The following is a 687-nucleotide window of genomic DNA, read 5'->3' as shown; positions in this document are numbered from 1 at the left end:
TGAAGGCACGCGGCTATCGCAACGTTTATGATGCTATCGCCACACAGACCCAGAATACCGGGATGACGCAGGGGGAAGACTACGGCAACACCTGGCAGCCCGCTGCCAATGCGCTTAATTTACGTGGGTTGGGCCCCAACCACACGCTGGTGCTGGTCAACGGGCGGCGTCTGGCAGATTATCCCAATGCGTATGGCGGTTCGGTGAACTTTACCAACATCGCCAATATTCCCAGCGTGATTATCGATCGCATTGAGATATTAAGCAGCGGAGCCTCGGCAATATACGGCTCGGATGCCATCGCTGGCGTGGTCAATATTATCCTGAAAGAGAAAGCCCAGGGTGTCGATGTTAATGTACGCGGAGGGACCACTGAACGCGGCGGCGGCGATAACTATCAATTACAATTGAGCGGCGGTGGAACCTGGGATCGCTTTGATGGTTTCTTCGGTTTAGAAGCCACTAAACGCGACCCTATCTGGGGAAGCCAGCGTGATTTCATGAACAGCTATCCCGACGGTTCTACGGTGGGATATCGACGTAATCTGGAAACCGGCGCGTATATCAGCCCTGGGTGTCAAGGATATGGCGGCCTGTTTGGCGGCAACGTAACGAACAGAAACGGGCGCTGCACCACTGACCAATACTACAATAATTATTGGACAGTGCAGTCCAAGAAAGAAAACT

General features: G+C 53.3%; 1 protein-coding gene. It reads left to right on the top strand.

Going from position 1 to position 687, the window contains the following annotated elements; translation table 11 throughout:
• The coding region (locus J5224_RS33020; protein ID WP_264629127.1) for a TonB-dependent receptor plug domain-containing protein at nucleotides 1-687 on the top strand (687 nt) is incomplete at both ends.

This window comes from Candidatus Symbiopectobacterium sp. NZEC135 (genome assembly GCF_025962695.1).
Note: the sequence above shows the minus strand (reverse complement) of the source record. Positions and strands in the feature narration are given on the sequence as shown.